The following is a 26,703-nucleotide window of genomic DNA, read 5'->3' on the forward strand; positions in this document are numbered from 1 at the left end:
ATCTGCAACCAATTTTTGCCCAAGTTATAATTCGCATCTGAGAGCTAATTTGTAAAGGAGCATGAAAGCCTTGTTAATCAAGGATTTCCGAGAAACCGCTTTTCCTAGGCAAACATGACCTCAAAGCCACACATGCCAAGAGTTTCAGGCTTCTTAAGATTTGCTTCATAAATTAGCTCTGAAATTCATCCCCCTTTGATCAAGCGCCTTCATATCAACCTTTCATCAGCCTTTGAAAAGGCAACATTTTGAGAGTTATCATCTAAAAGTTTTCACAAGAGTTGCCACGTTTTTGTTAACCTCTTAAGCTTTAAGTCATCTAAGCGAATTCAAGCTTTAGGGCACCTCGAAAAATTCAGATTCTCTTGAGAATGGCTACGAGAAAACGAGATTTTCAGGCTCCTAAAATTCTCAATAAGGCAATTATCAATAAGGCAATTAATCGAGGTGCCCTTTAGTTTGAAAGCCCCTTTTCCTTTGCTTTAGTTTGGACTAATGGTGAAGAGGAAGGCAGTCAATGAGAAGCACCGACTGCCGTAAGGTCAATGAAGTACAACCAACATTGACCCCATGATTTTCAACGAACTTCAGCAATTTCGCCAAACGTTGTATGCCAGCTTGGGAAACGCCAGAGATGCCCTGTTTGATCTGATGGATGCCGTGTTAGTGAGTGCGTGCATCGTGTCGTTTGTGAGGCTATCGCAGAGTCCTGTCTTTCGTCGCCAGTGGTCGAGCACCTATGAAGCGTTGCGCGATAGCCGCCTACCCCGATCAAAGGTGCTGAAGCTGTTGGTGCAGCAGATACCGACTCAGCAGCAACCGTTGTTGGCAGGTGATGCGAGTCGGTGGAACCGTCCTGCTGCCAGGCGTTTGAAAGACCGCACCTTATCAGGCAGAACAGGACATGCCCCGATAGCCGGACAAAACTACAGTACCTTAGCCTGGATTGCTGAAGACAGGGGCAGTTGGGCATTACCATTGCGGCATGAGCGCATCACCAGCTTTGAAACACCCGCCAGTAAAGCGGCATTCCAACTCAAACAAGTGACTCGGCAGTTAGCGGTGCGTCCGTTGGCGATCTACGACCGAGGGTACGGCAATGCCAGTTTTGTCAACCAAACGGCAGGGATTGAGGCAGACTTGCTGCTGCGGGTTACATCCAATCGATGTGTCTATGGCGCGCCCCCAGCGTATCGAGGGCGAGGCGCACCTGCCAAGCATGGACATAAGATGAAACTCAATGACCCTGACACTTGGAGTGTCCCGGTCGAAACCGTTGAAGTCGATGATCCCAACTGGGGACGAGTGCGGGTCAGTCGTTGGAGTGCATACCATTTCCGCAAATCCCCCAAACGGGCAATGGAAGTGTTGCGCGTGGAGGTGCTGGAGACACAGAGCAGCACGCGACGCTTGGCTCCTTTGTGGTTAGTTTGGCTGGGTGAGCAGATGCCTCCGTTAGAAACCCTGTGGTTGCACTACCTCCGTCGCTTTGCCATTGAACACTGGTATCGCTTTGCCAAGCAGAGGCTATATTGGACACATCCCCAGTTCAGTTCTGTATCGGCAACCGAACAGTGGAGCAGCCTGATGCCGTTGCTCAGTTGGCAGTTGTGGTTAGCGCGAAAGGACTGTACTGACCACCCCTTGCCCTGGCAGGCACCGCAAGAAACGTTGACTCCGGGTCGGGTCGCACAAGCGTTTGCAGGCATTTTGGCAGCGATTGGCACCCCTGCTCCTGCGCCTAAACCTCGTGGTAAATCGCCAGGACGAGGCAAGGGGCACAAGCCAACTCCTCGTCCCTGCTATCCGATGGTCAAAAAACGAGCCTCGAAACGCAAGACATCCGAACAATCCCTGAACAGTCCGGTTGCAACAGCAGCTTAACTGCGAGCAGGATTGTATCCAATTCCTTAAGTTCAACTGTTATGAACGGTTGAGCAGATTCTTTATGGCATCCTGTTGAGCATTATTGTGATGCCAGTTAGTCCAAACTAAAGTCCTTTGAAAGCCCCCACTTAAAAACTCCCACTTGAAATCCCCCACTTGAAATTCCTACAATCGTTCTCGCGAAAGACACTAAAAAATTCTTAAATGTATTTTCTTAAACGCATTTCTGTCTTCCTGCAAAACGTTATGTAATTCCTCATTCTGATGGGAGTTCTCACGTTACTCACCGACTTTGGGCTGACGGATACCTACGTCGGGGTGATGAAAGGGGCGATCGCCCAAATTAACCCCACGCTGACGGTCATTGACCTGACGCATCAAATCCCGCCGCAGGACATCGCCGCCGCTCGCTTTCATCTGATGACGGCCTACCCGTATTTTCCGGCGGACACGGTGCATGTGGCAGTAGTCGATCCGGGGGTGGGTGGACAGCGGCGGGCGATCGCGCTTCAGTTGTCAGACGGCTATCTCGTCGGGCCAGACAATGGCCTGTTTGGCGGCGTGCTAGAGCATCGTCCCGTGCTGGCGGCGGTGGAACTCTCCCATCCCGCCTATTGGCGTGTGCCCAGCCCCAGCGCCACCTTTCACGGCCGCGATGTGTTTGCCCCCGTGGGCGCTCACCTAGCAAGCGGTGTGGCCTTGGCAGAACTGGGACGGGCGATCGCCCCCGATTCGCTGATTCAATTCGACCTGCCGCCCTGGAACCGAGAGGGCCAAGTTCTGACAGGACATGTCCAGGCAATCGACCATTTTGGGAACGCCATTACCACGATTCCCGGCTCCGCGGTGTTGGGATATATCTGGAATCTGCGCGTGGGCGTTGCCGCTAGTCTTGCGGAGCAATATGGCCCGATTCCTGGCTGCAAAACCTATGCCGACTCGGCCCGCGGTAGCCTGCTGGCGCTGATTGGCAGCCACGGCTATGTCGAGATTGCCTGCAACCAAGGCAATGCTCAACAGCAGTTGGGATTAGCGGTTGGAGATGCCGTCCAGGTCGTTTTGGGCTAGTCGGGCTAGAGTCTGGGGCGATCGCCCGCTAGAGCGTTTTCTGAGATCTTGCACCATTCTCAGTAAGGGTTGCTAAAGGAAGCAAAATCTGAAAGAAAGGGCGTAGCAAAAAATCAGAAGACGGTCATGGAAACCATTCTTCAACACGCCCAAGGCTGGTTGACTGACAAAAGTTACCTGAAATCTGCTGAACAGCTTGTGGCGCGGTAGTTTCAGGGATTGGAGGAAGAAGTGGGGAGCCAGCGTTCTAAGCTTAGATACCACTCAAAAGCGTAGATGCTGTGAAAAAAACTCCCCCCTCTACAATGCCTTGAACGCTTGGCTGGGTCAATCGGTGCCCTGGGCTCATCGTAGCCATCTGACGACCTGCCTGTGGATGGTGGTGGCTTTGCTCCAGCGCGGAGAAATCAACCTGACTCGCTGGCTGCCCTATGTGCCGTGTCGAGGGGTGCAGGCACAAAGCAAACAACGACGGCTAAGCCGCTGGCTGCACAACAGTCGCCTGAACGTCCATCGCCTGTACAAGCCCCTGATTCAAGCGGCATTAGCCCATTGGGATGAGGATTGTTTGTACCTGAGCTTGGACACCTCGCTGTTTTGGGATGAGTATTGCTTGATTCGCCTAGCGGTGGTGCATCGAGGCCGGGCGTTGCCTGTGGTCTGGCGGGTGCTCCAGCACCGCAGTGCGTCCGTCGCCTTCAGTGACTACCGGGAGATGCTCCACCAAGCCGCCCATCGCTTGCCGGCGGGGGTAAAAGTGGTCGTCTTAGCCGACCGGGGCTTCATTCACACCGAGGCCATGAGCCGCCATAACCGCTGAACTCGGGTGGCACTACCGCATCCGCATCAAGCGGAATACTTGGATTTGGCGGGCGGGCCATGGATGGTGTCAATTGAAGGACATTCACCTTCAGCGCGGGGAGGCTCTCTGTTGGCACACCGTGAAGCTCCACAAAGGCGAGTGGTACGGGCCGGTGCATATCGCCTTTGGTCATAACAGCCTCAACGGCGAGTTTTGGACCATCGTCAGCGATGAACCCACCCACCTGCGCACCTTCGAGGAATACGGCTTGCGCTTCGACATTGAGGAGGCGTTTCTCGATGACCAATCCAACGGCTGGAATCTCCAGAAATCTGAAATTCGCTCCCTCTGCGCCCTATCCCGGCTTTGGTTCCTTTTGGCCGTCGCGACGCTCTACGTCACCGCTCAAGGTCTCGAGGTCGTCGCAACAGGCAAACGGCGATGGGTTGACCCCCATTGGTTTCGTGGCAATAGCTACTTCCGCATTGGATGGGATTGGCTGAAAGCCGCCCTAGAGAACGGGTGGCCACTCATCCGTCATGTCTGTTTCACTCATAACCGCGATCCTGAACCCGCGATGGCATCTCGCAAACAGCATGAGCAACGCACCTATCGAATCGAATTCAAAGTACACACGTACTGCTGTGTCGCCGATTAGTTTTGTCAGTCAACCAGGTCTCTATCTCGCCAGACAGAATCGCCCCAATTATCGAATCGGTTTAATGGATTGACCATTGGCAAACGAGCCAATGCACAGGCCCAAGATGACTGGGCAGATATAGCCCTACGCAGTCACGTTAGGGCATTCTCTAAAAGCAGCATCAACACAATCGCGAAAGTTATAGCAATTTCTAGCCTAGTGAGGCGTATTTTGATATAATCTATTCAGTGAATTTACTTTACCCTTAACTCAAATGCGACCCTACTCACTAGATCTTAGACAAAAAATTATTGATGTCTACATTGAAGGGAATACGTCGCAACGTCAAATCGCTCAACAATTTCGAGTTGCTTACAGTTTCGTGCGAAAGCTGATCAAACAATATCGGGAAACAGGTGAGATTGCCCCCAAACGCCGCACTGAGCAAACGCCAACCAAATTAAGTAATGAGCAACTAGAGATCCTAAAAACGATTGCTGAATCAAATCATGACGCGACATTGGCAGAGTTGTGTGACTTGCTGGAACAAAGGGTCGGTGTTCGGATTGGCGTTTCGACGATGTTTCGTATGTTAGAGAAACTGAACTTAACCCTTAAAAAAAACGCTGTATCCCGACAAAAAGGAAACTGAACGGGTGCAAATCGAACGAGTCAAATTTTGGCAACTGGTTCGAGGATTCCTGGCTCAAGACTTAATCTTTATTGACGAATCAGGAGTGAACCTGGCTTTGACTCGACTCCGGGCACGTGCCCCGAAAGGAAAACGAGCCCATGGCAAGCGTCCCAGCAAACGAGGGAAACGGGTCTCGATTCTTGGTGCAATTAGCCTTAAAAAGGTAATTACCTATTCCAATCTCATCGGTTCAGTCGATGGACTTACCTTTGAAGCCTTCATTTCCCAGAGACTCGTTCCTAAGTTGTGGAAAGGGGCATGTGTCATCATGGATAACTGCTCGATTCATCTTGGTGAAGAAGTTAGGAGGTTGATTGAGGATGCAGGTGCTAAACTGATGTTTCTACCGCCGTACTCGCCGGACTTTTCACCCATCGAGAATTGCTTTTCAAAGATTAAGAGTATTCTGCGCTCCCTTGGGGCACGGAGCTATCTTGATCTAGACAAAGCCATTGAGGAGTCCTTCTCCCAAGTGTCATTGAATGACCTACAGAATTGGTTCTCCCATTGCTGTTACTATGCCTCGCCAGAATGAAAAACGCTATATCAAACTCATCCCAGCGTTGCCGCATCCAATTCTTCAGCACAAACCACCAATGCTCAATCTCGTTCAAGTCTGGGGAATAAGGGGGTAAATACCAAATCTCACACCCTGCTTGAGCCACGATCTCTTCAATGGTTTGAGAATGATGGAAACTGGCATTGTCAATCACAATCACATCTCCCGCTCGCAGTTGGGGGACTAAGCACTCCTCCAACCCCCTCTCCACTAAATCCCGGTTGCACGAGCCAGCAAAGGTCATTGGCGCAAAGAGGCTGTTCTCTCGTAAGGCCGCAATCCAACTGACTCGTTCGGTGCGTTTTCCTGATTTAAGCCCATAGAAGCGGTCTCCAACCTCGCAGTAGCCGTAGGGATAAACGTCTCGATGATCAATGCCTGCTTCATCGACATAGACAACCTGATGCGGCAGCTTACTCCTCAAGCGCTCTTGAAACTCTTGTCGCTTCAGGTCGTCTCGTTCCCGATAGCCATAGGTCTTTTTTTTCGACTAAACCCAATCTTTCGCAAGGCTCGACTGATGTCCTGCTGTGTCACATTATCCCCCCACAGGGTTGCCAGTCTCGCTTGGGTCTGATCCCCATGCTGCTTGACAAACTCACGAAAGCGCGACCAGTCGGTAATCTTATGCCGATTTCCTCGCTGAAACCCAGTCATCGCTCGGCAATCTCCCGTTTCTTTTTCCCGTTTCAACCACAGGTCTAAGGTATTGCGACTGATGTTGAACATTCGACAGACATCAACTTTGCGGTGACCTTGTTTCACGGCTTCAATCGCTTTGCAACGCAAGTCGTAGCTGTAAGGGGGCGGGCATAGGTGTTCCTAAACTCTCCTGATGGCTCTATGATAACGTCCTAACCCAAATACGTAGTGCTATAGTAGACCTCCTGCATGAATGGGAGGGAATGTGTCAGTTAGGGATAAAAGCTTGCAAAGATGGGTAGGCGCATGGCAAAACTAAATCCAAGGAGGAAATGGGGTGCATCCCAGTTATGCAATGAGTAGAAGTGCTTAGTGCAGATTAAGGGCAGACGCCGTAGGCTCAGAGCAGTTGCTCTAAGGATAGTTGAAGCGATGGATGCCACCAAGGAAGCCCAAATCAAAGCCCATGCACTGGCGTTAGCGGAGTTGCTTTACGACGAGACAGACCCTGAACAAGTCAAAACATTGGCCGGGATCGAAGTCGCCGTTCGTGACCACCTACTGGAGTATGTGGGGCCTGAGATCGGAAATTTTTTATCTGCACAAGCAGCGGCACAAGCTCTGGGCGAAAGCGGCACATCCAGAGTATCGTCGGACGCTTAAGTCTGAGTCAGCGCCAGAGCCAGCGGCTTAAGGTCAAGGCCCGCACCCAGTGGAGTCCTCAGGTTGAGACGTGCTGCTTGCTGCTGAGTGCCAACGAAGCCTATGCGCGAGCTGCCGACGATATCGCTGTGCTCACCGGGGTGTGCGTGTCAGGGAGTACCCAGCAACGGCTGGTGCATCGTCAAGACCTAGAGCCACCAGCGGTGGACAGCGGGGTTAAGGAAATGAGCTTAGACGGGGGCAAAGTCCGTCTGCGGACTCCTCAGGGGCAGCCCTGCCAGTGGCGCGATTACAAGGGGGTAAACCTGCATCAGTGCAGCATTAGCGCCTTCTACAAAGACAACGACAGCTTGGTCAACTGGCTCAACCAGCAGCCCTTAGCGCATCCCCTCGTTTGTCTTGGGGATGGTCACGACGGCATCTGGAACCTGTTTTCACAGATCGGGCATCGCAGCGAGCGCCTTGAGATCTTGGACTGGTACCACCTGATGGAGAATTTGGGTAACGTGGGTGGGTCTCAACAGCGTCTTGATGCCGTCGAAGCCTGCTTGTGGCAAGGGGATGTGGATGGGGCGGTTAGGCTATTCGACGACTGGTCCCATGAGCGGGTAGACCAGTTTATCGGCTATCTGGCTAAGCATCGGCTCCGTATCGTTAACTACAGCTACTACCAAGCTGAGGGGATTTCAATTGGCTCGGGTGCCGTGGAGTCGACTATCAAGCAAATTGGTAGGCGGGTGAAAATTTCAGGCGCTCAGTGGAAGGAAGACAACGTTCCACAAGTCCTTCGCCATCGCTGCGCTTATCTCAATGGTCAATTCTCATCCTGAGTCTTGTAAGACTGGGATGCACCCAGGAAATGCCATGCCTTATCAAGACTTGCAAAGCCTGTCTGCTGGATCGAGGCATGGCAGAAGCAAACGGTAAACCTAAAGTGGGGCGTAGTGCCCGACTCTTGGGAGTCAGACTTGGCATTGACATTGATATTGAAGAAATACCAAAAGATTGGCTGGATGACCAAGGATACTTGCGACCCGAAGCAGAGCGCAAAGCCACAGCCACAGGAGAGGTGGTGGTTATAGCCGTTAGAAGCACAAAAGGGATGTCCACATCACTCTCGATCGAGAGCTTACCTGCCTTTCGCAGACCTACAGCTTTTGGAGGAATGGGGAGAGATCCCCTGTTGCAAATTGAAGACAGCAAAATCGGTGGTGTTCTTGAGGCTGTCCAAGACAGCGCAACACACGTTAGCATTAGGCCAAGGGTTACGATGCTTTTAGAAAAGTACGAAACTGCCTTAGCCAATACCCAAAATGACTGGGAGAGGGTTAGTTAAAATGGTGTGGGCATTTAGTTTATCGGCTGAATGTGGAGCAGAGCAGGTTGCCGCTGAGCAATTTGCCCAGCATTTTGACGGTCTTTCCTGGGTTCTTGCCAACGGTCAGCAGTCCCAATGCCATACAGCAGTTTTTCAGGATATTGAAGAAAATTGGTGGTGTCAGGTTTGTCCCAGTGGCATCAGTGACATGGGGATTGATAGATCCGACATTGCTTACCAGATGACGGAGTTGGGCATCTTACTCTATCAACGGTTACAATCTGCTCCGCCTTTTCGGTATGCCCTGGTTGGTGTAGAAGTCGATGAGTTCAGAACCTATCATGAGTTGACCTCAGAGGCGACCATTCCCAGTTTTCCAGGTTTAGTCTTGGGTGAAACAGTTTGGCGATCGCTCGGAGCCTCGACCTTATTTCGACCTTTCAGCACTGGCTACGTTTGGCAGCCTTATGAAGGCGAAGTTTATCAGCCACTGATGGTATCCCCAGATTTGAAGAATAAGTTAAGTGAACTGCTGGTTCTTAAATGAGTTTCATGGGTTAGGCGATCGCGCAAAGTTAGGTCTGGTCTAGGGTTGCAGTGCGTGCTAACAAATTGTTGCAGCGGCGGGATAAAAATGGTTGGCGGAGATGCCAAAGTAACTAGACACCGCTGAACTCAACCGTTAGCCCTCAGTGCCTTGGTTCTGTCAGCTTATCGGTATGTAGGCGATTCACCCCCCAATTGCGAAGGCTCGGTTCTTCAAGATCTGGGTCAAGCCGAACACTCCCAACAGCTTTCAGGTCGGCCGTAGAGGTTGAGTAGCGACAGACTTGGGTCAGTGTGCGATGTCTCAAAAGGTATCCGGGGGGCGATCGCCCAGAGGTACGGGTGTTGGGAGATGAAGGGCGATCCAGCTGCTTGACTGACAAAACTAAGAAGCTGGAATACGGCTGAGGACAGTGAATTCACGCTTTAGGGAGTCATCGTGTTGTCGCCTTGATGCGATGGCAGGTTGAGGGTCAGGTGAACAGGAGAGGAACTGATAAACGTGAATCTTCCACTGGTGAGTGATAGCCAGCCGAATCCAATTCCAGCCCAGCTTGAGATAACTCATGCCGCGCTTCCAGTGAGCATCGACTTGGCGACGCTTGCCGGATGCGACCACTTGCACCCCTTGGAGAACTAAGAACAGCATCGTCAAGGCGATTACCCCACACAACTGGGAAAGGGCAACCTTGTCTCTGAGTCTGGAGGCTTCGAGATTAAACCCGTTGGACTTCAAATCCAAAAACGACTCCTCCACCTGAAATCTCAGTCGATATTGGGCAAACGTCTGCAAGTTCGTCGGCTCATCACTCACAATTGTCCAATTCTCGCTGCTGAGTTTGTCGTGGGCAAAGGCAAGGTAAACATTGTCGTAGGGCTTTGTTCTACCCACCGACACTGCAGGCGTAAAGTAAGCTTGTCCTGGTTGCAATTGAACCGACGATACCTGGCGCCACTGCCCTTGGTGCTGAAATTGGAAGGAGCGTTTGATGCGGATGCGGAAATGCCAACCCAGATTCTCCCGGAGGTATTTCATCAACTTGCCATCGGCAAACCCTCGGTCTGCCAAAAGGACAATCGCGACACCCTCGGGCATCAGCCGTTGCGCTTGCCGCAGTACCCGTTGAATCGTCCACAACCTGACGGTGCTGCTTGATTGCGCCACCACTTTCCAAGCGACCGGAACCGTTCTTCCTCGGTACACCACTGCGACCCAGACGATGCAGAAACAATTCCATACGACCGTTGTATCGAGGCTTAAGTAGAGTCGTTGGGTCTGCCAGTTGGACAGAGCCTGCCCAATCAGCGCATGATGAGCGGACGCGACATTGATCCGCCGATTCGACAACCAGCGGCGAAACCGGCGTTGGTGGGATTGAGCCATTTGAGCGCGACTCCTCACATACACCCCAAATCCATTGAGATGAACGTTTTGGCTTCCAATCATGCCAATGATCATCCAGCACAGTGTTTGCAGATGGCGAGCATCCTGCCACTGAATGTCGCATTGACGCAGAAAATCATTCAACGCATCATAAAGACGGGAAGTCGGTGACATTGATTTGACTGGTTTGTGTGGTTACTTCTCAGCCTAAATCATGCTCTGCTTCCCGCATGGCTTTCGTTCCAGCTTTAACCTGTTTTGTCAGTCAAGCAGGGCGATCCAGTCTTCTCATTCGCAACACGCCAACCCTGGCTCACCCCGCAGGCAGCGTCACCGTAAATACTGTCCCCTTGCCTAGTTCGCTATCTACCTGGATTTGTCCGTGGTGGTTTTCGGTAATCACCTTGGCGATCGCCAGTCCGAGGCCGGAGCCACCGCTGGCCTTGCTGCGGCTATCAGAGGTGCGGGCGGGGTCCACGCGATAGAAGCGATCAAACAGGTACGGCAGTGATTCCGCAGGAATGCCTGTCCCGGTGTCACGAACTTGAACCTGGACATGCGTTGGATTGTGCTTATTTCGACTCACCGAAACGGTCACTTTGCCGTTCGCAGGCGTGTACTGAATCGCGTTGCCGATTAGGTTCGTAAACAGGCGAATGAGCTGATCGCGATCGCCCTGTATCTGCACAGCATCAGGCAATTGCTGAAGCTCTGGACTGATTTCTAAATTCAGCGATACGGGCTTATCGGCAGCGATGCTCTCCTGTTCCTCTAGCACCTCTTCTAGCAGCACAGGCAGGGCGATCGCCTCTCGTCGGGCCAGTTTTGTACCGCTGTCTTGCCGCGCCAGAAACAACAGATCATCCACCAGCCGCCCCAGTCGCCGCGTCAGCCGCTCGATCACTTTAAGCTGCTGCTGCTGCATCGCGGGGTCGGGTTCCGCATCGGCCAGCGCCACCTGCACGTTGGTCTGGATCACGGCGATGGGGTTTCGCAATTCGTGTGAGGCATCGGCAGTGAACTGCTTCAGCCGTTGGTAAGACTCGCGCACTGGAGCCATCGCCAACTCCGACAGCAGCCAGCCGATGCCTGCCACTGTGCCCACCAGCAGCGCCGTTCCCAGCGCCAGATCGCGGATGAGCTGTCGCGTGGGCTTCGTGACTTCAAACCAGGGGTGGCTGACGCGCAGATAGCCCAGCAGTTGACCGCCCGCCTCGATGCGCTGCGTCACCTGTCGCAGCAGCAAATCTTCCGTTACATGAACCGTTTCGCCGTTGCTGTTGGGATGCAGCGGAATCTCTAGCGTAGAGGAAAACGTAGACCAGAGCAGTGTTCCCGCTGGGTCGAACCATTCCAGGTCGATGTGGTCGTCTTCTACCGAGTCGGAGTCGTCGCGAAAGCTGGCCTCAATGTTGACCCGTGGCGGCAGCCCTCGGGCCGGGTTGGCGGGTTCAATCACGAGCGATCGCCCTACCACCTCCACTACATGGCTCAGCGTGTCGTCGATCCGCTCGATCAGGGTCGTCCGCACATAGAGATACACACCGCTGGCAAACACAATCAGCAGCACGGCTGTAACAGCGGTATACCACAGAGCAAGGCGACGGCGAGTAGCCTGAAACATGAGGGGTTCGGGGAAAAGGAGCAGGGATTCGTGACAGCGGGCTTTCATCGCCGCTTCCGCCCCGCGCCCGTGTTAGACTGACGGTTGAGGCTTTAGTTTCGGTTGACGAGTTTGTTTACAAGTTTATCGGTTTAATTTCATCTGAGTTCATCTGATTAAGCGCATCGAATTTAAATATTCGATAGAGCAAATCTGATCGAGCGAACCGGATCAATTTGTTGGCGGGCGCTGCTCTGAATCTCCAGCCTTTGCAATTGCTTTAACTGTCGGAGTTACTCCATGTCGATTTACGTTGGTAACCTTTCCTACAAGGTTACGCAGGAAGAGGTGCAAACCGTCTTCTCGGATTATGGTACGGTTACGCGGGTTCAGCTTCCGGTAGACCGGGAAACAGGTCGGATTCGTGGGTTCGGCTTTGTGGAAATGTCGTCGGAAAGTGAGGAGCAAGCGGCGATCGAGGCGCTGGATGGCGCGACCTGGATGGGGCGCGATCTGAAGGTGAACAAAGCCCGTCCCCGCGAAGAAAAGCGCCCGGCCAATAGCTGGGGCGGCAATGGCGGCGGCGAATATAGCCGGGGCGATCGCCGCTTCTAAGCAAGCCTGTACCCAAGATTTGTAAAACATTGTAACGAGCGAGGTCTGAGCAGTCAGCGCCTCGCTTTTTTATGCTCTGTTGGTTTTCATGCTCTGTTGGTTTTTTATGCTCTGTTGGTGCATCATCTTGGACATTCCCAAAGACGCTCGCGATCCTTTAGATCTCTCCTCTGCCGGGAATTTACGCAATCTTTATGCGGATCTTAGAAATTCCCGCAGTACAAAGTAGGAGAGGAGTGGGTTACGAAATAAGTAGATGTAAGTAGATGTAAGTAGATCACTCAGCTATATTGCTGAGCTTCAAGGTTTTAATCAAGACTCAGGGTTCGATTCAGGCACATTCTCAGGGTTTTCATTAAGGGGTTTTCGCTGATTAGTTTTTCGCTGATGAAGGATGAATCTGCGGCAGATTGGCTGATGCCACATGGCTAGATCAGGAACGAGTCGGGAACTTGAATGATGGGGTGGATTTGGAGTGCGATTGCATTCCAGATCGTGTGCGAATTCTTATCGAACTGGCATGATTTTCGAATTACTTTGCCTTGCAGCTAAGCGTGTCAGGCAGGTGCATGAGATGATGCATGGTTTAGCGTATCAGGCTTGATTTTAAGATGCTGATTCGATAGGAATCGAATGCATTTTTTGGGTGCAGCCCTATCCGACGAACAATTCGCATAAACCTTCGCATATACCACTCACATCGTTCAAAAATCCTGACTGAGAGAGCCTGACACCTTTCCAGGAGGCATATTTCAGATGAAGAGAATTGGAAGATGGCTGGGCATTGTGGGGCTGGCCGTCAGTCTTTGCAGCGCGATCGCCCTGCCCGGAACTACGCAAACATCCCGTCCAGCGGCGGTGCGAAATGGCTATGCGCTGCTGGAGCGCGGCTGGGTGAACGATGCGATCGCCGCATTTCAGCAAGCGCTGCGGCAGTTGCCCAACTCGCTGGATGCCAGACTAGGACTGGCGATCGCCTATCAGCGGGCGGGCCGCGATGCCGATGCCTGGAATGCTTATCAGCAAGTATTGGCGCAAGATGCAACGAACCGAACTGCCCTCAGCGCCATTGGCCTGCTGGGTGGCTATCGACCCGAATGGCAGGCGGGCGGCATCGACGCGCTGAGCAGATTGCTGGAACTCTCCCCCAACGACACCGATGCCCGCACCCAACGTGCCCTGCTCCTAGGCTATCAGGGCCGCTATGCCGAAGCCTTTGCGGATTATGACCGCTTGCTGGCCAGCAATCCCCGGCCGACGGCGCTGCTGGGTGCGGCACAGGTCTACGCCTACAGCGGCGACTATGCCCAGTCGCAAACCCTATTTGCTCGCTATCGCGCTACGGGACAGGCGATTCCTGACGGAGCGCTGACGGCCTATGCCCGCACGCTGGCGGAAATGGGCGACCCGGCGCAGGCGATTCAGCTTTTAGAAACCACGCTCCGGCGGCCGCGAGTTCCTGACTGGCTCATCCCGGATGCCCGCAGCACGCTGGCGATCGCCTACCAGCTTGATCAGCAACTTCCCAAAGCGCTGCAAACCCTGGAGCCACTGCGCCAGCAGACTAATGCCACGCTGCCCCTGGCCCGCGCCCTCAGCACCCTTGGCCGCCGCGAACGCGACCCCCAACTGCTCCAGCAGGCAGCAGAGTTGTACCGACAGGCCCTCCGCACTATCGCCGAGCCGTCCCTAGGCGTGCGGCTTGAGGCAGCGGACGTGCTGAGCGAATCGGTCGCGGGACGGGCCGAAGCGTTGCGGATTTATCAGCAGTTGAGCGAGCAATATCCGGGCGATCGCAGCTTGCAAGTTCGGCGGCTGGTGCTAGAGCAGCAGCTTGGGCAAATCGGCATGGCAGCACTGCAAACGCAATTACAGAACGCGCTGCAACCCCTGCCCGACGCGATGTTCGAGCGGCAATCTGTGGCGATCGCCCTCACCCAGCTTGACCCGCCGCCCGCTCCCCTGCTGCCAATCTACGAGGACCTGCTGCAATCTGGGGTAGATGTGCCGTTTTTGCACTTCCGCATCGCCCAAATCCACCTCCAGCAGCGCAACTGGGACGACGCACGGCGATCGCTGCTAGCCTATCAAAACACCCAACTGGGACAGAGCGACGTTGGTGCAGACCTGCTGCTGGCAGATCTAGAGCGGCAGACTGGAAACCTGGAAGCCAGCGCCCGCCGCTACGAAAGCATCCTGGCTCAACCTGTGCCAAGCACCGTAAAACTGGATGCCCTGCTGGGCCTGAGCAACATCCGCCGCCAGCAGGGGAACCTAGCATCCGTCAGCCGCTTTTATGACGACATCCGCCGCCGCGAACCAGACCAGCCCCGCGCCCAGATTGCCCAACTGAGTCACCAGTATGAATTGGGCGAAATCTCTGATGCCGCCGCCGAGCAAGCCCTAGCGCAATGGCTGGCGAACCACTCGCCCCAGCCTGCCTATCCCGAACTCTATGCCCTGGTTGGCGCATTGCCCCCCACCGAGCAGCGAGAACCGCTGTATCTTAGCCTGCTGGAAATGTCTCCCAATGACTTATCCATTGAGCGGCGACTACTGCAAGTCATTGCCCAGCGCGACCCAGAAGCAGCGCGATCGCGCTTGTCCGAAATCCTGGCTCGACAAGATGACCCGATTGCTGGCTATTTTATCCAGGGCGAACTGGCGCAAACGCTGGGCGATTTGGCCTTGGCGAGTGAGGCCTATGAGCGCATCCTGGCAGCACAGCCCAACGAGGTCGGCGCGCTCTCTGCCCTGGCAGGCGTTCGGTTCCAGCAACGGCAATACGCCGCCGCCCAGCGGCTTTATCAGCAAGTCCTGACCCTACGCCCAGACGACCTGGAAACCCAGCGCGTCATGGCAGAACTGTACCTCGCCCAGGATCAGATCCAGCGTGGCATTCGACAACTGCGCCAGGTGCGGGCAGCCCAGGACGCTCAGGGTGTGATTAATCCGACCGTGGGCGATCGCCTCCAGCAAGTCGAACATAACCTGCTGCGCCGCCGGGGTTATCAACCCTTCTGGGAGCGGTATTGATTCTGGACTGGGGATTTTGGGTCTTGGATTACCGCCTATTTCCAAAATTCAAAATCCAAAATTCAAAATCCAAAATCCGTCCCTCTTCCTTCCAACACTCCCTTGCACTCCAACATCCTCCAGGCTTTCCATGAAGCGTCATACTGCTCGTCCACTTGTCTTCTTCTTCAGGCTGTTTTCTTGTTCCAAACTGCGTTCACAAAAGCGGGCTGCTAGTTTCCTTTCGTTGTTGCTATTTGGGGTGCTGCTGGCAAACAGTGGGGCGATCGCCCAGAGCGAGCTTCCCGACTTTCGCCAAAACGCCATCCCGCCGGAAACCAAGCCCAACACCCGACCCGCCACAGGCACCCCCAACCAAGCGACGCTACCAGCGACCGTGCAACTGAAGCCCCTATCGCCGGGGCAATATGTCCTGGAATTTAACCGTAGCCCTGTGGTGGGAACGCGGCTGCAATTGCGGGGCATCTACGATGAGTCGCGGCTGCGGTTTACCCGCCCGCGCAGTTGGGAAACCAAGTCGGTCAAAGTGTCGCTGCGGTTTCGCCATTCGCCTGCGCTCTATGCCACCCGGTCAAACCTGACGGTATTGGTCAACGGCGCTAGCGTGGGCAGTGTGCCGCTCAACAAGCCCCAGGGCGAAATCGGCAATGCCATCTACGACGTGCCCATCAGCCTGCTGCAAGACTATAACGAAGTGGTGATTGCGGCGCTGCAAAACAACTCCCCCACCTGCACCCAAGATCCCTACGATCCCTCCCTGTGGACAGAGATCTTACCGGATTCCAAAATCGTATTTGACCTTGCGCCCAGGCCAGTGACGCTGGATTTTAGCCGCTATCCGTTTCCGCTGTTTGATGAACTCAGCCTCAGCCCCAATGAGTTGGCGTATCTGCTGCCCAGCGCCGTGGATGAAGCCTGGTTGACGGCTGCCAGCCGCTTTCAGAGCAGCCTGGGACGACTGGCACAGTTTCGCCCAATCGACACGCGACTGGTAAAACAGGTCAACGAACTCAGCCCCGGCGAGCGCCTAGTGGTGATTGGCACAACTCAGACCCAGCCAATCCTGAAGTCGCTGAAGTTGCCGCTAAAACTTCAGGGCGATCGCTGGCTAGATGAAACCCAGAAGCCGATTGCCGATGATGTGGGCGTGCTGATGTTGACCCCTTCGCCAGATGCAAAGAGCCTGGTGCTGGTGGCCACCGGCAACACGCCCGCCGCCGCCAGCAAAGCAGTGCAATTTTTGCTGCAAAGCCGCGATCGCCAGATTGGCACCGGCAGCGTGATTTTGGTGAAAGACCTTGCCGACGTGCCCACGCCAGACCCCCGCGACTGGCCGGGCTATCTACCCGTTGAAAATTCCTTCCAACTCAAGGACTTGCTGACCCAGGCAAACGAGCCATTCCAGGACATCACCACTCGCGGTTCCGACGCACCGCCCATCGAAATCGACTTTCGCGCCCTGCCCGATGATCGGTTTTTGGTCGGCAATGTGTTGAATCTGCGCTATAGCTACGGGCCGCAACTTAACCCCCTGACCTCACTGTTGGAAGTGCAGTTGGATGGCTTGCCGCTGGCAGGGCGCAAGCTGGATGCGGTGGATGGTGTGCGAAACGGCACCTTTAGGGTGGATTTGCCTGAGGATAAGATCAAACCCAATTCCAAACTTCAAATCCGCTTTCGGCTAGACCCCCGCGAACGTCGCTCCTGCAACCGAGCCATCGATCAGCAGCTTTGGGGCACGGTTCATGCAGACACCAGCTTTGATCTGAAGCGAGAAAACATGGCCCGCTTGCCCGACCTGAAACTGCTGCAAGTCGGCTATCCTTTTGCGGCACCCCAGGATTTGTCACAGACGGCGATCGCCCTCCCCCAAAACCCCAACCCCGCAGAGTTACTGCTGCTGTTGGAGGTAAGCGAGCGGCTGGGGCGACTGAGTAAGGCTGAATCGATCAAGCTGAATGTGTATCGGGCGGATCAACTGCCCGCCGAGGTGCGAAAAACTCATCATCTTATTGCCCTCGGCGAGCGATCGCGCTTCCCGCTGCCCGATGCGCTTCAATCCAGCGGCTTTAACCTGGAAACCCTGTTTCAACGCAGGCGAGATGGCGCAGCGATTCGCACCCTGCCGGATGTGGAAGGCGTTGCCAAACAGGTAGTGTCGCCCTGGAATAGCGATCGCGTTTTTCTGGCGCTGACAGGGCAATCCAGCACCGGAATTCAGCAGCTACAAGCCTTATTTGAACAGGATGCACTATTTTATCAACTGCGAGAAGACACAGTGTTGATCAGCGCCAATGATGCAGCAGTGCAAGCCAATAGCCCAGATGCCTACACGCTGGAATTCCTGCAACAGACCCGACAGCGCACCACCCTGAGTGAAGCAAACTGGCGCGATCGCCTGATGCAGCGGGTGGGGGGCTACTGGCTGCTGCTGGTTCCTGGCACGATTCTGATCGCGCTGCTGATGTATGGCGTGGGTCAGGCCTGGCTGAATCGGTATCCGTCTCAAGAAAAGCAGTAGAAAAGCAGTAGGAGATGTCTATGGTTCGTGCGATCGCCCCTGCTGCAACGCCAGCATCGGAACAGGCGAGAGTTCCGCTTGCCAAACGGATCTTACTTCGTCTGGTGAATGGCATTCCGCATTTTTTTGAAACGGCTTTTCGCCGCCATCGCTACGTATTTTTGGTACTTCTCAGCGCCCTGCTGTGGCTGGCCACACCTATGATTACGGCCCGTCCTGGCATTTGGCAGCAGGGCGTTTTTGGACTGTCGCTGGTGTTTTTGGGCAACTGGCTGGTGCGCCTGGAGGAGCAGCAAGAAGACTCTGCGCTCAGCGAACGGCTGCATCTGGTCTTGGTTGCCCTCAGCGGACTGACCACTCTCCGCTATTTCTACTACCGCACGTTCTATACCCTCTCGCTGAATGGCTGGCTGAATGCAGCCTTTAGCGTGCTGCTCTATGCCGCAGAGATGTACGCCATTCTGACGCTGTTTCTGGCCTATTTTCAGACGCTCCGCATCCGTCAGCGCCAGCCGATTGACTTATCCACCGTGCCCCAGACGCAGTGGCCCAGTGTCGATGTATACATTCCGACCTATAACGAAGACGTAGAAATTGTGCGAAAAACGGCGATCGCCGCCCTCGCCATCGACTATCCCGCCGACAAAAAGTGCGTGTACGTTCTAGACGACGGCCGCAAGTATCCCGAACGCCGCGCCGAATTGCAGGCCATGTGCGACGAGGTGGGCGCAATCATGCTGGTGCGCGACAACAACGACCACGCCAAAGCGGGCAACATCAACACGGCGCTAGAGAAAACCCACGGCGATTTGGTGCTGATTTTGGACTGCGACCATATCCCCGCCCGCTGCTTTCTCAAAGAAACAGTGGGCTTTTTCCTCAAGCCCAAAGTCGCACTCGTGCAAACGCCGCACTGGTTCTACAATCCCGACCCCTTCGAGCGCAACCTGCTGACTCGTGGCCAAATTCCCGTGGGCAACGAGCTATTTTACAAAGTGCTGCAAAAGGGGAATGACCACTGGAATGCGGCGTTCTTTTGCGGTTCCGCTGCGGTTGTGCGGCGCGAGTATATTCTGGAGATTGGCGGTATCGCCACCGAAACTGTAACCGAGGATTGTCACACGGCGCTGCGGCTACATTCGCTCGGCTACCAGTCTGTCTACTACGACAAGATTATGGTGGCGGGATTGGCTCCCGAAAAATTTTCGTCCTATGTGGGTCAGCAGGTGCGCTGGGCGAGGGGCATGGCGCAAATCCTGCGGCTCGAAAATCCCCTGTTTAACCGCAAGCTGAAGCTCACGCTGGCGCAGCGATTGTGCTATTTCAGCGCCACGTCACACTTCTTCTTTGGCTTTCCGCGACTGATGTATGTGGTTGCACCGATGATTTACCTGCTGCTGGGCATTTCGTCGGTGCGTGGGCTGGGTCTAGAGACGATGGCTTACGCACTGCCGCACATTCTTTTGTCTATGCAAACCAACCACATTCCCTATAAGCACGTTAGATTCTCTTTCTGGAACGAAGTGTATGAATTTGCCATGTCGTTTCAGGCGGGCATTGTGACGCTGCTGGCGTTGATCAATCCAAAGCTGGGATCGTTCAACGTGACGGACAAAGGGCTGATGGTGACTGAGCGCAACTTTGATTTTGAGAGTGTGCGATATCTGGTGTATTTGAGTGCGATCGCCGCTGCTTCGCTATTGGCCATTCCCTTCTGGTTAGTCATCAGCCCGCAGGACATGCAGGCTGTGCTGATCAATGCAATTTGGAATGTGTTTAACCTGTTTTTGCTGCTGGCGGCCTGCCTGGTGGCCTTTGAACAACCTCAGTTGCGAGATGCTCATCGCTTGCCCCGACGAATTGCTGCCATCATCCACAGCGGCGATCAGCAGTGGGCCGCAACCACGCAGAATGTCAGCGAATCGGGTGCGCTGCTGCTGCTGGATGAATGGCCGAACGTCCCAGACGAAATCCGCGTAGAACTGATTGGAGACTATGGCGCACGAGTGCTGCTGGATGCCAAAATCATTCGCGCCAAGGCGACAAGCAGCTTGCAGGTTCAGGTTGCGGTGCAGTTCATCCACCTCAGCCGCACTCAAACCGATGATTTGGTTCTCGTGCTTTACTCGGACGTAAAAGAGTGGTACTCCCAAAAGCGTGAGCAGCGAGACAATCCGGTAGATTCCTTTAAGTTCATCGCTGCCAGCATTGGGCGCGTCTTTCGCGAGTTTCGACCCGAATCCAGCGTTGCTGTGCGAAAGCAGGTACAGGCTGCGTCCTATCTGTTTTGGGAAGGCTGGGGCGACATATCGTATCCGGCGACGCTAACCGAGATGGGGATGCGCGATCTGCGGCTGGAGATAGAAGCGATGGATCTAGAGAGCATTGAAGCATTGCAGATCAGCCAACCGCTGCTGAGTCTGCTGGTGTTGCGCCAGCCGGATGATCCAGAACCGCAAAGCCTGGTTGTACAAGTTATGCGGGTTGAGGTGCTAGCTGGGCTGAGCGATCGCGCCATTTTGGAACTCAGCTTTCCACCCGAACTCGATCGCCAGCAAAAAGATAAGATCCGCCGCCTGCTGCGATCGCTCAATTAATCTTTTGGCTCATCCCCACTATGTCTTTTTATTTGCCATTTCATCTTTATTCAAGATTTGCAAAATTTGCTCATTGGTTTGTTAGTCTAGTGATATGCATCAGCCGAATTGCTGAAATGATTCAGCCCTTAAGAGAGCCTGCCTGAATCATCTACCACTCTTCTACCAGTTTCGATCCCTTGCATCTCCCTCTAGGTTGATCAGACTTTGATCAGACATTGATCAGCCATTCAAGCCTCCCTTGAACCCGCGCACTTAGTTCAATTTGCATTTCAATTTACAGGTTCAAGCACGTAAGGCTAAAACTGCGTTTTTTCTCCAGCAGCCCAGAGATTTGGGCACTGAGACAAACGCATAGCACTAATCCAGTAGAGAGATTGGGCGATCGCCCTTATTACCTCTGCGGGTTATGCTGCATCATCCAAGATACTGAACCAGTCAGATTCAGCGCTTGAATCATTTGCGGAACCCCTCATGAAGGCTGTCAACAGTTGAAGTAAGGTCAAGTAGCGACTCATGAATACCACCTCAATTGCAGGCTATCGATTTCCTCAAAAGTTATATCCACTCAATCTTTTGGCCCAGCTTAAAAGTCGTAAAACGACTGGCTGCTTGCGCGTCACTGATGGTTCCACAACCTGGTTCATCTATCTTGAAGAGGGTGACTTAGTATATGCGTCTAGCTCGATTGATCCGTTTGGACGGCTGGATCGTCACCTCAGTCAAGTAAGCCGCCGCCTACCTAGCTTGGTCAGCGCAGTGCGCGTGCAACTGCGGCTCTTGTTTGAAAACCGTCCTATCTATCAATCAGAGTTCGTGCCAGATTATCAGGCCATCTGCTGGCTGGTCGATCAAAATCACCTGATGGATGAACATATTTTTAATTTGATTGACAGCTTGGCGAAGGAAGTGATTGAGGGATTTTTGCTAGTTCATGCGGGCAGCTATGAACTGCTTGAAAGAGAGCGGTTTTTGGAGTGGCGGACTTTCTGCAAGATCGATCTGCGAAATTTGGTGGAATATTGCCAGCAGCATGTTGCACATCAAAAGCCGCAAATGGCGATCGCCCACTCACCAGCTTCCAAAACAATTCCCATTGAAAGAGGGCGATCGCAGCCAGCCATACCTCACAAAGATACGCTTGAAAAAACAGCACCTACAGAGCATAGCTCAACCATAGAGGTCAATCCACCAAAGCTTTCCAAAGACCACTACACCGTCGTCTGTATTGACGACAGTCCAACAATTTTGCGGTCGATTGAGGCATTTCTAGACGACACTATTTTTTCGGTGGTGGTGATTAGCGATCCGGTAAAAGCGCTCATGCAAATTGTGCGTACCAAACCTGATCTGATTTTGCTAGATGTAACAATGCCCAACTTAGACGGCTATGAGTTATGTTCTCTTTTGCGCCGCCATCCGAGTTTCAAGAATGTTCCTGTGGTGATGGTAACTAGCAACACGGGTTTGATTGATCGTGCCAAGGCAAAACTGGTCGGCGCATCGGGCTATCTCACCAAGCCATTCAATCAGTCCGATTTGCTAAAAGTTGTCTTCAAGCACTTGAGCTAGGGCAAGGTCGCAAATTAATCAAGAGCAGCATGGTATCTCTTGCAATGGCTGCTCAGACACCATGTGTAATTTTTATCTATAGAGGCAACTAATCTATGACTCTCACCTTGACGAAAACAATCCTGGTTGTTGAAGATACCCCTTCTGAAATGGAATTGATGAGCCATTATCTTCGCGAAAGCGGCTGCACAGTGATTAATGCGGTCACGGCTAAAGAAGCGATGGAAAAAGCCATTCAGCACCGTCCAGATGTGATTGTCACTGATGTTGTCATGCCAGGAATGAGCGGCTTTGAATTGTGTCGTAGCCTAAAAAAACAGCCAGAGACATCCAAGGTGCCAATCGTTATTTGCACGTCCAAGAACCAAGAAATTGATCGGCTTTGGGGCATGAAACAAGGGGCGGATGCGTATTTAACTAAGCCCTACACCCGCGAACAGTTGCTACGAGCAGTGATGAGCGTTGTTGGAGTTGGGCTATGAGTGCGGCTCTAGTTCCCAATCCACCGTCTTCCCTGGCTCCAGTATCTTATGTGGGGCGATCGCACACTCACATTCGATTTAACATAACTCATCAAACGCCTGCGGTGTTGCCGTTGTCTTGCGTACAGGAAGCCATCACAGTGCCAACTCAGCGCATCACTCCCATGCCGAATATGCATCCCTGCCTATCTGGCCTAATGAATCGTCGGAGTCAGGTGATTTGGGTTATCGATTTGGCACAAATGTTGGAATTGTCAGCTAGTTTCTATCACTCGCAGCAATTCAACTTGATTTTGGTGCAAACGGAGGCAACGCCCCTCATGTTTCGAGTTCAGGAAGTCAGTGGCATTCTGAATATCCATTCTGATCTGATTCAACCTGCACCAGCCAATATTTCTAGTGGTATTACGCCCTACCTAGACGGATGTGTTTCCCTAGATTCTGAGCTGCTGCTGGTGTTGAATGCAGAGGCGATCGCTCGCTCATCCCTCTTGCGATCTTCTTAAGGTTCTCTCTTTATCATCTATCCTTGCCGCCCAATTCCATTCTTTAACCTCTCTTGCGCTAGGTTTTGAACTATGACCACCGAATTTCGCCCAGCTCCCAAAAAGACGGACTCTACTACGCTTTCACCAACCCATTCATTTTCTCAAAACGGCCATGAGGAAGGGGTGTCCTTGCCCCCCGACTTTGATGATCAAATGATTTATCGGGGTATCAACTATGGCAAAAATCAAAAAGAACCGATTAAGGTGACTCGGCCGAGTCCCTATCCTTGGACTCAGTGGTTTTATAACCTGAGCGTTCGCAACAAGCAAATTTTGGGATTGGCAACGTCCGAAGCGATCTCGGTTATTGGTCTAGTTGGAATTGGCGCGTTGCTGATTGTGACATCCGGCCGCAATCAGTTGCGGAACCAAGCCGAATCTGAACTGGCGGTGATTGAACTTGCCTACGACATCAAAGTCAACCAAATGGCCTTTGGGTTTCGAGGGCAGGCCGACAACCGAGCGATTATTTCTGCAGCAGCCACTCATGCCGCAGGTAGCCGCCTTTCGCCACAGGCCGAGGCCGAGGTGAAAACGATTTTGCAAAACGAGGTTAAAGCTCGTGAGATTGAATATGCAACGCTCGTGGGTAAGGATTTGCGGATTATCGCCAGCGCCAATGCAACACGGACTGGGCAACGATTCGATCCCAATGGATTGGTGGGTACGGTGCTGAAAAACCCAAGGCAGATCAGAGCGACAGCAATGGTTTCCTGGGACGAGTTAAAAAACGAAGCGCCACCACTGCCTGAGGGCGTTAGCGGGAAAGATGCGCTAATTCGCTACACAGTGACCCCGGTTTTTGCACCCGGCACGGAAGAGGTGATTGGGGTGCTGGTATCAGGGGATATTGTCAATGGCAAGCTGCCAATCGCGGAAAAGCCGTTGTCTGCATTTGAAAACGGGTATGGTGCAGTTTATCAGGTGCAGCCCGATGGCAGCTTAGCGCTGGCAACCGCGCTGGCAGCGGGAGATAACCCCGATATTAATCAAGCAATTCCAGATGTCGCCCTAGAAGATCCGCAACTGCTGCGCGATGCGATCGCCGCTCGCGGTCAGGTGGTAACCCGGCGCGGGCCAGTTGGCTCAATGACCCATACGCTGGCTGCCAAGGCAATTCCCAACTTCAACGGTGAGCCAACGGCCGTGCTGGTGCGGGGGAGTTCTGAAACCGCACTGAATCAACTGATTTTCGAGAGCTTGAAACTGCAATTTTTGATTGCGCTGGTGGCGATCGCCGCCGATTTAGTGTTAGCCAAGCTACTAGGGATGTCTATCCTGCGTCCAGCGCGGCAACTGCAATCCACCGCCCAGCGCTTTATTCAGGGCGATCGCCAGGCTCGCGCCGAGATCTACGGCACTGACGAACTCGGAGAAGTGGCTCAAGTCTTTAACAAACTGGCAGACAGCGTTGTGCAAACCGAAGCAGTCTTGCGGATGCAAAGTGAGCGCGAAAAGCAGTCTACCGAACGCGCCATGACGCTAGCAGAAGTCACTAGCCGAATTCGCCAATCCCTCGACGAAAGGACAATTCTGACAACCTCCGTAGAGGGCGTGCGGGAAGTGCTCAAGGTCGATCGGGTGCTGATCTATCGCTTTGCTCCCGACCTAAAAAGTGGCGAAATCACTGCTGAGGCCGTCGGGCGTGGATGGAAGCGAGCTATGGGGCAAATCATTGAGGACCCCCTCAGCCCCGAAGCCATTGAGCGCTACTACACGGGTCGAGTCAGCTTTATGACCAATCGCGAAACCGCCGAATTGACCCACTGCCACTGCGAAATTCTGAAACGCCTAGAGGTGCAAGCCAACATGGCAGCCCCCATTTTGGCGGGTGATGAGTTGGTGGGGCTGCTCTGTGCCCATCAATGCTCTAGCCCACGGCAGTGGGAAGTGGCCGAAGTTGAGCTGCTGCAACAAATTTCCGTGCAGATTGGTTATGCCCTGAGTCAGGCAAGGCTCTTGCAAAAACAGCAAGCAGCCGCCGAGAAGGAACGCCAACTCGCCGAGATTGTGGCACGGATGCGGGAAAGCTTTGAGGAGCCGCGGATTCTGCGAGTGGCGGTGACTGAGACCCGGCGATCGCTCAACTGCCAGCGGGTTGCGGTCTATGCCTTCGACGAAAACTGGCAAGGCACCTTCATTGCCGAATCGGTCGAATCGGGTTATCCGGCCGCCCTGTCTAACAAGATTTATGACCCCTGCTTTGCCGAGAAATATGTAGAGCAATATCGCCAAGGGCGTGTACAAGCGGTTGCCGACATTACCCAAGCCGGACTCACCGAATGCCATCTCGAACAGCTCAAACCCTACCAGGTTCGGGCCAACCTCGTTGCGCCTATCCTGATTGGCGAAGATCTGATGGGCTTGCTGATTGCCCACCAGTGTAATGCGCCCCGCGTCTGGAATCAGCTTGAAATCAACTTCTTCCGCCAAGTCGCGATTCAGCTTGGCTATGCGATCGAGCAAGCTCGCCTGTTTAACCAAGCCAACATGCTCTCTGAAGAACGCCGTCGGCAGCAAGAAACGCTCCAACGTCAGCTGATGTCTTTGCTAGACGACGTGGAAGGAGCTGCTTCGGGCGACCTCACGGTTCGGGCGGACGTGACGGCTGGGGAAATTGGCACGGTTGCAGACTTTTTCAACTCCATTATTGAGAGCTTGCGCCAGATTGTGACCCAGGTGAAGCGTTCCGCCAACCGAGTGAATGAGTCTCTCGGACAAAACGAGAGCGCCATTGCCGCGCTGGCAAATGCAGCCCTCAAGCAGGCCGAGGAAACCACGCGCATTATGAACTCGGTGGAAGTTATGACGCACTCCGTTCAGCAAGTCTCGCAACAGGCGCAGCAGGCGGCTACGGTGGCCCATACAGCCTCCGCCACCGCCGAGGTCAGCGGCAGTGCGATGGACTTGACGGTGCAAAACATTCTCAATCTGCGGGAAATCATCGGAGAAACGTCCAAGAAAGTGAAGCGTTTGGGTGAATCGTCGCAGCAAATTTCCAAGGCCGTGTCGCTGATTAACCAAATTGCCATGCAAACGAACTTGCTGGCGATTAACGCTGGGATTGAGGCGGCTCGCGCGGGCGAAGAAGGCCAGGGGTTTGCAGTGGTGGCAGAAGAGGTGGGCGAGCTGGCGGCTCGGTCTGCGGATGCGACAAAGGAAATTGAGCGCATTGTAGAAAACATCCAGCAGGAAACGGTCGAGGTGGTCGAAGCGATGGAGCAAAGCACCAGCAAGGTGGTCGAGGGCACCCACTATGTGGAAGATGCGAAGCGAAACTTGATGCAAATTCTGGATCTGTCGCGTCAAATTGACGAACTGGTGCAGTCGATTTCGCAGGCAACCGTGTCTCAGGTGGAAACGTCTGCGGCTGTGTCGATGCTGATGCAGGAAGTGGCTCAGGTGTCGGAGTTGACCTCTGATTCGTCGCGCAAGATCTCTGGGGCGCTGGCAGAAACAGTCGAAGTTGCCCGCGAACTGCAAGCCTCGGTCGGTGCCTTTAAGACAGGGGAACAGGTTTAGTTTG

18 protein-coding genes and 1 pseudogene are annotated in these 26,703 nt (G+C 53.6%); 16 read left to right on the plus strand and 3 right to left on the minus strand.

Going from position 1 to position 26,703, the window contains the following annotated elements:
* Window positions 1–570: 570 nt before the first annotated feature.
* The 5 genes from HPC62_RS16980 to HPC62_RS17000 all read left to right on the plus strand — a co-directional run bounded on the left by HPC62_RS16980 (window position 571) and on the right by HPC62_RS17000 (window position 5,626).
* Window positions 571–1,884 carry an NF041680 family putative transposase gene (locus HPC62_RS16980; RefSeq protein ID WP_172353244.1) on the plus strand — a complete coding sequence of 438 codons (1,314 nt, stop codon included), beginning with the start codon at window positions 571–573 and terminating at the stop codon, window positions 1,882–1,884.
* 267 nt (window positions 1,885–2,151) lie between these two features.
* The gene (locus HPC62_RS16985; protein WP_172357587.1) at window positions 2,152–2,955 is read left to right on the plus strand and encodes an SAM hydrolase/SAM-dependent halogenase family protein; all 804 of its coding nucleotides are present in this window, start codon (window positions 2,152–2,154) and stop codon (window positions 2,953–2,955) included.
* Window positions 2,956–3,289: 334 nt separating this feature from the next.
* Window positions 3,290–3,775 (plus strand): hypothetical protein, encoded by a 486-nt coding sequence (locus tag HPC62_RS16990; protein ID WP_172354058.1) that lies wholly within the window; start codon window positions 3,290–3,292, stop codon window positions 3,773–3,775.
* A 121-nt stretch (window positions 3,776–3,896) separates the two neighbouring features.
* The gene (locus HPC62_RS16995; RefSeq protein WP_225910564.1) at window positions 3,897–4,415 is read left to right on the plus strand and encodes a hypothetical protein; all 519 of its coding nucleotides are present in this window, start codon (window positions 3,897–3,899) and stop codon (window positions 4,413–4,415) included.
* Between the two features lie 256 nt (window positions 4,416–4,671).
* Window positions 4,672–5,626, plus strand: a protein-coding gene (locus HPC62_RS17000; RefSeq protein WP_205370770.1) for an IS630 family transposase whose coding sequence is annotated in 2 segments (ribosomal slippage) — window positions 4,672–5,015 and window positions 5,014–5,626 — 957 coding nt in all. Because the reading frame shifts where the segments join, the coding sequence is not laid out codon by codon here.
* Between the two features lie 10 nt (window positions 5,627–5,636).
* Here the strand turns inward: HPC62_RS17000 and HPC62_RS17005 are convergent.
* Window positions 5,637–6,439 (minus strand): annotated as a pseudogene (locus tag HPC62_RS17005) (IS630 family transposase); the annotation flags it as partial.
* Window positions 6,440–6,724: 285 nt separating this feature from the next.
* On the opposite strand from HPC62_RS17005, the gene HPC62_RS17010 reads away from it, so the two are divergent.
* From HPC62_RS17010 to HPC62_RS17020, 3 genes are all read left to right on the plus strand, one after another.
* Window positions 6,725–7,785, plus strand: a protein-coding gene (locus HPC62_RS17010; protein ID WP_172353248.1) for an ISKra4 family transposase whose coding sequence is annotated in 2 segments (ribosomal slippage) — window positions 6,725–6,881 and window positions 6,881–7,785 — 1,062 coding nt in all. Because the reading frame shifts where the segments join, the coding sequence is not laid out codon by codon here.
* Window positions 7,786–7,814: 29 nt separating this feature from the next.
* Window positions 7,815–8,291 (plus strand): Tse2 family ADP-ribosyltransferase toxin, encoded by a 477-nt coding sequence (locus HPC62_RS17015; RefSeq protein ID WP_449369349.1) that lies wholly within the window; start codon window positions 7,815–7,817, stop codon window positions 8,289–8,291.
* Between the two features lies 1 nt (window position 8,292).
* Window positions 8,293–8,820, plus strand: a complete 528-nt coding sequence (locus HPC62_RS17020) for a hypothetical protein (protein ID WP_172357589.1) — start codon at window positions 8,293–8,295, stop codon at window positions 8,818–8,820.
* 384 nt (window positions 8,821–9,204) lie between these two features.
* Here the strand turns inward: HPC62_RS17020 and HPC62_RS17025 are convergent, their stop codons facing one another.
* Both HPC62_RS17025 and HPC62_RS17030 read right to left on the minus strand, forming a co-directional pair.
* Window positions 9,205–10,377, minus strand: coding sequence for a transposase (locus HPC62_RS17025; RefSeq protein WP_172353422.1), 1,173 nt, complete (start codon window positions 10,375–10,377; stop codon window positions 9,205–9,207).
* 139 nt (window positions 10,378–10,516) lie between these two features.
* Entirely contained in the window at window positions 10,517–11,827 is a 1,311-nt protein-coding gene (locus HPC62_RS17030) for a sensor histidine kinase (protein WP_172357590.1), read from the minus strand.
* A gap of 279 nt (window positions 11,828–12,106) precedes the next feature.
* Here HPC62_RS17030 and HPC62_RS17035 point away from each other — a divergent pair, with 279 nt between their 5' ends.
* From HPC62_RS17035 to HPC62_RS17070, 8 genes are all read left to right on the plus strand, one after another.
* Window positions 12,107–12,421 (plus strand): RNA recognition motif domain-containing protein, encoded by a 315-nt coding sequence (locus tag HPC62_RS17035; protein WP_068511627.1) that lies wholly within the window; start codon window positions 12,107–12,109, stop codon window positions 12,419–12,421.
* A 756-nt stretch (window positions 12,422–13,177) separates the two neighbouring features.
* The gene (locus HPC62_RS17040) at window positions 13,178–15,457 is read left to right on the plus strand and encodes a tetratricopeptide repeat protein (protein ID WP_172357591.1); all 2,280 of its coding nucleotides are present in this window, start codon (window positions 13,178–13,180) and stop codon (window positions 15,455–15,457) included.
* Between the two features lie 226 nt (window positions 15,458–15,683).
* Window positions 15,684–17,978 (plus strand): cellulose biosynthesis cyclic di-GMP-binding regulatory protein BcsB, encoded by a 2,295-nt coding sequence (locus tag HPC62_RS17045; RefSeq protein ID WP_225910565.1) that lies wholly within the window; start codon window positions 15,684–15,686, stop codon window positions 17,976–17,978.
* 14 nt (window positions 17,979–17,992) lie between these two features.
* Window positions 17,993–20,575 carry a UDP-forming cellulose synthase catalytic subunit gene (bcsA, locus tag HPC62_RS17050; RefSeq protein ID WP_225906771.1) on the plus strand — a complete coding sequence of 861 codons (2,583 nt, stop codon included), beginning with the start codon at window positions 17,993–17,995 and terminating at the stop codon, window positions 20,573–20,575.
* 516 nt (window positions 20,576–21,091) lie between these two features.
* The gene (locus HPC62_RS17055; protein ID WP_172357593.1) at window positions 21,092–22,147 is read left to right on the plus strand and encodes a response regulator; all 1,056 of its coding nucleotides are present in this window, start codon (window positions 21,092–21,094) and stop codon (window positions 22,145–22,147) included.
* Window positions 22,148–22,242: 95 nt separating this feature from the next.
* Entirely contained in the window at window positions 22,243–22,629 is a 387-nt protein-coding gene (locus tag HPC62_RS17060) for a response regulator (protein WP_172357595.1), read from the plus strand.
* Window positions 22,626–23,135 carry a chemotaxis protein CheW gene (locus HPC62_RS17065; RefSeq protein ID WP_172357597.1) on the plus strand — a complete coding sequence of 170 codons (510 nt, stop codon included), beginning with the start codon at window positions 22,626–22,628 and terminating at the stop codon, window positions 23,133–23,135. The genes HPC62_RS17060 and HPC62_RS17065 overlap by 4 nt, the downstream gene beginning before the upstream one ends.
* A 72-nt stretch (window positions 23,136–23,207) precedes the next feature.
* The gene (locus HPC62_RS17070; RefSeq protein WP_172357598.1) at window positions 23,208–26,699 is read left to right on the plus strand and encodes a methyl-accepting chemotaxis protein; all 3,492 of its coding nucleotides are present in this window, start codon (window positions 23,208–23,210) and stop codon (window positions 26,697–26,699) included.
* Window positions 26,700–26,703: the final 4 nt, after the last annotated feature.

This window comes from Thermoleptolyngbya sichuanensis A183, assembly GCF_013177315.1.
Lineage (GTDB): Bacteria > Cyanobacteriota > Cyanobacteriia > Elainellales > Elainellaceae > Thermoleptolyngbya > Thermoleptolyngbya sichuanensis.